This is a genomic window from Dictyoglomus sp. DH (assembly GCF_055181375.1).
This window is the reverse complement of sequence record NZ_CM143706.1, coordinates 1,888,165-1,894,323: the sequence shown is the minus strand read 5'-3', so window position 1 is coordinate 1,894,323 and position 6,159 is coordinate 1,888,165. Positions and strand designations below refer to the sequence as shown.

Sequence of the window (6,159 nt, the reverse complement as noted above, 5' to 3'; positions counted from 1 at the left end):
GAGAGAGTTTCTCCTTGTAATTCTTTTTAAGATACAAATGTAATTTTAGCAAATATACCCTTAATATACAAATTGATAAAATTTTTTCTATGATATATAACAATTAGTTTTTATCTTAATCTGAAAAATGGCAATTTAAAGGGTAAGAGTTAAAAATAATGTGGTTTTTAATCCTTTATTATTATATAATTGAATTATGGATTTGAAGGAATTTCTTAAAAGGGTCCCTATATTTTCAGATTTTTCTGAAGAAGAATTAAATAAGCTATTAGAGATAGCTAAGAAAAAAGATTTTAAAAAAGACACTGTCATCTTCCAAAAGGACGAAACGGGTAATTTCTTCTTTTTGATATGTTCTGGAAAGATAAAGGTTATTTTAGAAACAGAGGAAGGTAAAGAAGGAATTCTTTCTATTCTTTATCCTACTGAGTTTTTTGGAGAGATGTCTCTTCTTGATGGTGAGCCAAGGTCTGCTACTGTAGTGGCTTTAGAAGATACATCGGTAATGATAATAAATCGAGAAGATTTCTTAAATCTACTTTATAATCATCCTCAAATAGCTCTTAAGATATTGAGAACTCTCTCTTTAAGATTGAGAAAGGCTAATAGGCAGATTGAAACTCTAATGTTTCTTGATGCTCCAGGTAGAATAGCAAGAGTGATAATTGATATAGCAATGGAAAGAGGTCATCCTATAAAGGATGGAATACTTATTGATTTAGATTTTACAAGACAAGAACTTGGAAATATTGTGGGTATTTCTCGAGAAACAGCAATTAGGGTGCTTAAATCTTTTGAAGATGAGGGTATAATTGATATAAAGAAAAATCATATTCTTATAAGAGATGTCTCTAAGCTTAGAGAAAAAATATATTAATCAGGAATGGTAGAGTATCAACTCATAGTAGAAAATAAGGATGAAATTGATAGAATAGATAAGTATTTAGTTAAAAAAGTTCATCTTTCCCGTTCTCAGATTCAAGTTCTTATAGATGAAGGTTATGTAAAGGTTAATGGATTTATAGTTAAAAGCAGTTATAAGGTTAAGCCTGGAGATATTATTAATGTGATAATTCCTCCTCCTGAAAATACTGAAATTATACCTAAGGATATACCCATTCAGATAATTTACGAGGATAATGATCTTTTGGTTATAAATAAGCCACGAGGAATGGTTGTGCATCCTGCCCATGGTCATTATCAAGATACCCTTGTAAATGCTCTTTTGTATAGGGTAAAAGATCTTTCAGGAATAGGAGGAGAACTAAGGCCTGGAATAGTGCATAGATTAGATAAAGATACGACAGGACTTTTAGTGGTAGCTAAGAATGATTTTTCTCATCAGAAATTATCTGAGCAATTAAAGAATAGAACTCTAAAAAGGCTATATTGGGCTTTATGTGAGGGGGAGATTCCTTGGGATGAAAAAAGGGTAGAACTTCCAATGGCAAGGCATCCAGTTTACAGAAAGAAAATGGCTATAGTTTATAATGGTAAGATATCTATTACTAATTTTAAAGTTTTAGAAAGGTTTAAGGGATATACTTTGGTATCTGCAAGTTTAGAGACAGGAAGAACTCATCAAGTTAGATTACATTTATCCCATTTGGGCTTTCCAATTGTAGGTGATGAGACTTATGGTAGGATTGATAAGAGATTTGGTGTGAAAGGTCAGCTTCTTCATGCAAAGGAGATTTCTTTCATACACCCACGAACGTATGAAAGAATGAGTTTTTCTGTCCCTTTACCATCTGACTTTGAAAGAGTCCTTAAACTCTTGAGACAAAAATATTAAGGCTTCTTCAGGTTTGGCAAAAATGGTTTTTTCATTTTTATATATTACAAAACCTGGCTTAGCTCCTTTAGGTTTTTGCAAATATCTTCTGAAGGTATAATCAACAGGTACATAGGTGGAATTTCTTCCTTTACTAAAGTAGGCAGCTAAAGCTCCTGCTTCATATAAAGTGCTATCTGGAACTTCCTTATCTTGAGCCTTGATTATCACATGAGCACCTGGAATTCCTCTGGCATGTAACCATATATCTTCAGGCTTTGCTAAATTAAAAGTTATATAATCATTTTGTTTATTGTTCTTACCGACATAAATTTCAAAACCATCGGAGCTTATAAATTTGTAAGGTTCCGATTTTTTGATTTTCTTTTGGCTTTTCTCTTTCTTTTCTTTTATATATCCTTCCTTTTCAAGTTCCTCTTCTATTTCCATTAGTTCTGAGAGGGAATTTGCATTTTCAATAGAAAATTCAATAGAATTTAGATAAAACAATTCTTCCTCTAATTTACTTTTATAATCTTTCAAAATAGAGATTCCTCTTTTAAGTTTTTTATATTTTTTAAAATATTTTTGGGCGTTTTCAATAGCAGATAGACTTGGATCTAATTCTATTTCTATATATTCATTAGGATTATAGGGATTAAGAAAGGTTACTTTTTCAAGCCCCTTTCTTATTGAGCTTTGGTTAAGAATAAGAATTTCTCCTTTTATTTTAAAGATTTCTGAATCTTCGCCTTCTTTTATTTGAGAATCTAACTCTTTTATTTTTTCCTCAACCTTTTCTATATTGGTTTTTATAATTTCCAACAATCTATTTTTTTTCTGAGTGAATAATGCTTTTTCAAAGGCATAAGAATATATATAGTCTACCAATTTATAGACCTTATCAAACTCTTTTTTCTCTAAATCTTCATACTCTTTGAGGGGAAAAAGGGAGAAAGTAATAGGTTCACCATTTATTAGATAGGCTGTAGGTTTGAATTCTCTTCGTAATATTTTTTCTTTGATATTTAAAAGTCTTTCTTTTAATATATTCTTCTCTGTTAGAGTAAGTATATTTGCCATCTTATTTCCTATATCTTCTATAATTTCATTTACTATATGAGGATTCATATGGGATATTTCTTTTAGTATGAGATCTCTTATTGGGATGTCCTTATTTAGAAGACTCTCAAGTTTGTCTTCTGTTAATTCTGAGATAGGTATCTTTATGCTTTTAGGGGGATAAATATAGTTTGCTCCAGGTATGACTTCTCGAAATCTGTTTATCTCACTTGGAACATGTTTTATGGCATCTATTATTATATTATTCTCATTTACCAGTATGAGATTACTATATTTTCCCATAAGTTCTAATATTACCTTTTTACTTTCTTCAGGAAAGGTTTTAATCTTAAATTCTATAATTCTTTCTTGGGGTATTAGGTAATAATCTAAGATTCTTCCCCCCTCCAAATGTTTTCTTAAAAGCATAGAAAAGGAGGGAGGTTTTGATGGGTATGGGAAATTTTTTCTGGTTAACTGTATTCTATATAATTGGGGATGAACAGAGAGAACTAAATTATATCTTCCATTATGAGGAGAATAAATTTCCCAAAATATGTCAGTGCTTCCTATCTGATATATTTTTTCAATGATAGAATCAATTATTATATCTTTTGTCTCCTCATAAAAAACTTCTAATGTTAGTAGATCAAAGCTTACTTTTAAGTTCATTTTTTATTTAGGTGCATTAGCAAGAATCTTTTCTATTTCGTCTAAAACATCAGGAGATAAAGTAATGTCACCTGCTTTTAATGTTTCTTTAAGTTGTTCAGGTCTTGTGGCACCTACTATAGCGGAAGTTATTTCAGGTCTTCTTAATATCCAAGCTAAAGCAAGCTGGGACATAGTTATTCCTATTTCTTGGGCTAATTTTGTTAATTTTCTAACTTTTTCTATATTTTCTTCATTTAGTTCATTCTTAAGCCAATCGCTCCATTCTGCTCTGCTTCCTGCAGGGATTCCATTATTATATTTTCCAGTTAATATTCCTTGGGCAAGAGGAGAAAATACTGTAATACCTATTCCGTGTTTTGCACATGTGGGTATGATTTCTGGCTCTATATGTCTATCCAGCATATTGTAGCGAGGTTGTTCTACTTGAGGTAAGTAAGCATTGTATTTAATGGCAGTACCTACTGCACTTTCAATTTGGGCAGCTGTCCATACACTGGTTCCCCAATATAATATTTTACCTTGATGAACAAGATCATCCATAGCTCTTAAAACTTCATCGATGGGAGTTTCAGGGTCAAATCGGTGACAGAAATATAGGTCTAAATAGTCTACTCCAAGTCTTTTTAGAGATCCATCTATAGATTCCATAATGTGCTTTCTTGATAGTCCCCGATCATTAATATTATCACTCATAGGCCAGTATACTTTACTGGAGATAACAAGATCTTGTCTTCTAAAGTCCTTTAATATTTTACCAACTACTCTTTCTGCTTCTCCTCTTGCGTATACATCTGCAAGATCTATAAAATTTACACCATTATCTATCGCTGTATATATACATTCCCTTGTACGGTCATAATCTACCTTCTCTCCAAAGGTAAGCCATGCTCCAAGTCCAATTACGCTTAACTTTATTCCTGCTCTACCTAATTTTCTATATTGCATTTTTGATAACCTCCTATTATGAATTTTTTATTTCTAAAATTTCTCCATTTTCGGTTTCTTTTAAAAGTATACTCCAGTTTGGTGAAAACTCAATATGTAGTCTCATTAAGTTGGGACATTTTGTTCCTAATACATCTTTGTATAGATCATATTTTATAATCTGATCCGTTTCCCCAAATTCAGGATTTGCTTCTTCCTTAGGTCTTATTCTTACATCTATGATTTCTCCACATCTTTTACATTTTACTGATACAATGAAACTTTGAGATAGAGTGGTTGTGGAAGAGAAAAGTTTTTTAAGCCAATTAAACATTTCTCAAAGACCTCCATTTTTATTCAGATTTTTCATATTTCTATTTTAACATTAACAAAGATATTATTGACAAATTAAACAGATTGTTGTTAAATTATAGTAGAATTATTTTCAATGAGGAACTAATAGAAAGGAAATTAGTATTTATGGTATTTATAAGGACAGGAAGAGGCGGTAGAGCGAATCAGCAAAGGGAAGTTAATAAAACTATAGTTTTAAATGCTTTTTTGAGATGTAGAAATATCTCTCGTACAGAACTTGCCAGAAGGTTTAGTCTTAGTAAAAGTACAATTACAAGGCTTATAAACAGTCTTATTTCTGAAGGAATGATTGTAGAGATTCAACCTTATGTAACCAAGAGGATTGGTAGAAGGGCTATAATGTTAGGGTTAAATCCTGATTATCGGAATGTTATAGCTATAAAAGTAGGTGTTACTCATTCTACCATTGCAAGGGTTGATTTCTCTATGAAAATAAGGTCTGTAAAAAGTTTTGTAACGCCCAAAAATCCTAATGAGTTTATAGATAAAGTAGTTCAATATACAAAGGAGCTGTTCCCTGATGGTCTTGGTAAGACTCACGCTATGGGTATAGGAATTCCTGGAATAGTGGATAATACTTTTAAGAATGTAGTAGTAGCTCCCAATATTAATTGGAGGAATTTACCCCTTGGAGATATGATAACAGAAAGATTCAGAAGGGAATTTTCTGTTGATATTACTGTGAAAATGGATAATGAGGCAAATATGGCAGTGGTTGCAGAAGGAATGTTGGGGGAAAGAATAGAATTATCTGATGCAAATATTGTGTACATATTTATAGGAGAAGGTGTTGGAACAGGACTAATATTAGAGGGGAAACTCTATCGTGGGAAGGCAAATACAGCAGGTGAATTTGGGCATATGACAGTAAGTAGGGATGGAATAAAGTGTAAATGTGGAAATTTGGGATGTTGGGAGAGATATGCATCTTTGGGAAGTGATAATGCGAAAAGAGCTGGATTTGATCTTGAAAAAGAATTTGCAAAGATTCAAGATGAGAAAGTTTTAGATTCTTATATTGAGGATATAAGTATTGGAATAATAAATATAATAAATGGTCTTAATCCTGATGTAATTATCCTAGGTGGTCCACTTATAAAGAACGATACAAAGGAGATTTGGGAAAATATAAGACAGAAACTGGTTGATATAGTAAGGCGGAAAAGTATAACTGAAGATGCTGGCAAAGTTAAGATAGAGCTCACTTCTTTCCTGGAATATCCTGCAGAGCTTATTGGAGCAGGTATTTGGGCTTTCTGGGATATATTTGAAGGGCCTGTACTCTCAACTGTGTAAGATAATGTATATTTAAACTCCACAAAAAAAAGGAGGTGTCTATCCTAATATCC

At 31.9% G+C, this 6,159-nt stretch carries 6 protein-coding genes; 3 read left to right on the top strand and 3 right to left on the bottom strand.

Going from position 1 to position 6,159, the window contains the following annotated elements; genetic code table 11:
- The first annotated feature begins 196 nt into the window (after positions 1–196).
- On the top strand, positions 197–877 hold the full coding sequence (locus ACY3JJ_RS09415; protein WP_463091774.1) for a Crp/Fnr family transcriptional regulator: 681 nt from the start codon (positions 197–199) through the stop codon (positions 875–877).
- Between the two features lie 6 nt (positions 878–883).
- On the top strand, positions 884–1,795 hold the full coding sequence (locus ACY3JJ_RS09410) for an RluA family pseudouridine synthase (protein WP_463091773.1): 912 nt from the start codon (positions 884–886) through the stop codon (positions 1,793–1,795).
- Here the strand turns inward: ACY3JJ_RS09410 and ACY3JJ_RS09405 are convergent.
- From ACY3JJ_RS09405 to ACY3JJ_RS09395, 3 genes are read right to left on the bottom strand one after another with little or no spacing between them, the layout of a single operon-like run.
- Positions 1,745–3,508, bottom strand: coding sequence for an Rqc2 family fibronectin-binding protein (locus tag ACY3JJ_RS09405; protein ID WP_463091772.1), 1,764 nt, complete (start codon positions 3,506–3,508; stop codon positions 1,745–1,747). The genes ACY3JJ_RS09410 and ACY3JJ_RS09405 overlap by 51 nt on opposite strands.
- Before the next feature lie 3 nt (positions 3,509–3,511).
- Positions 3,512–4,456, bottom strand: coding sequence for an aldo/keto reductase family protein (locus ACY3JJ_RS09400; protein WP_463091771.1), 945 nt, complete (start codon positions 4,454–4,456; stop codon positions 3,512–3,514).
- Between the two features lie 16 nt (positions 4,457–4,472).
- The gene (locus ACY3JJ_RS09395; RefSeq protein WP_463091770.1) at positions 4,473–4,769 is read right to left on the bottom strand and encodes a hypothetical protein; all 297 of its coding nucleotides are present in this window, start codon (positions 4,767–4,769) and stop codon (positions 4,473–4,475) included.
- A gap of 146 nt (positions 4,770–4,915) precedes the next feature.
- On the opposite strand from ACY3JJ_RS09395, the gene ACY3JJ_RS09390 reads away from it, so the two are divergent.
- Positions 4,916–6,106 carry an ROK family transcriptional regulator gene (locus tag ACY3JJ_RS09390; protein WP_463091769.1) on the top strand — a complete coding sequence of 397 codons (1,191 nt, stop codon included), beginning with the start codon at positions 4,916–4,918 and terminating at the stop codon, positions 6,104–6,106.
- Positions 6,107–6,159: the final 53 nt, after the last annotated feature.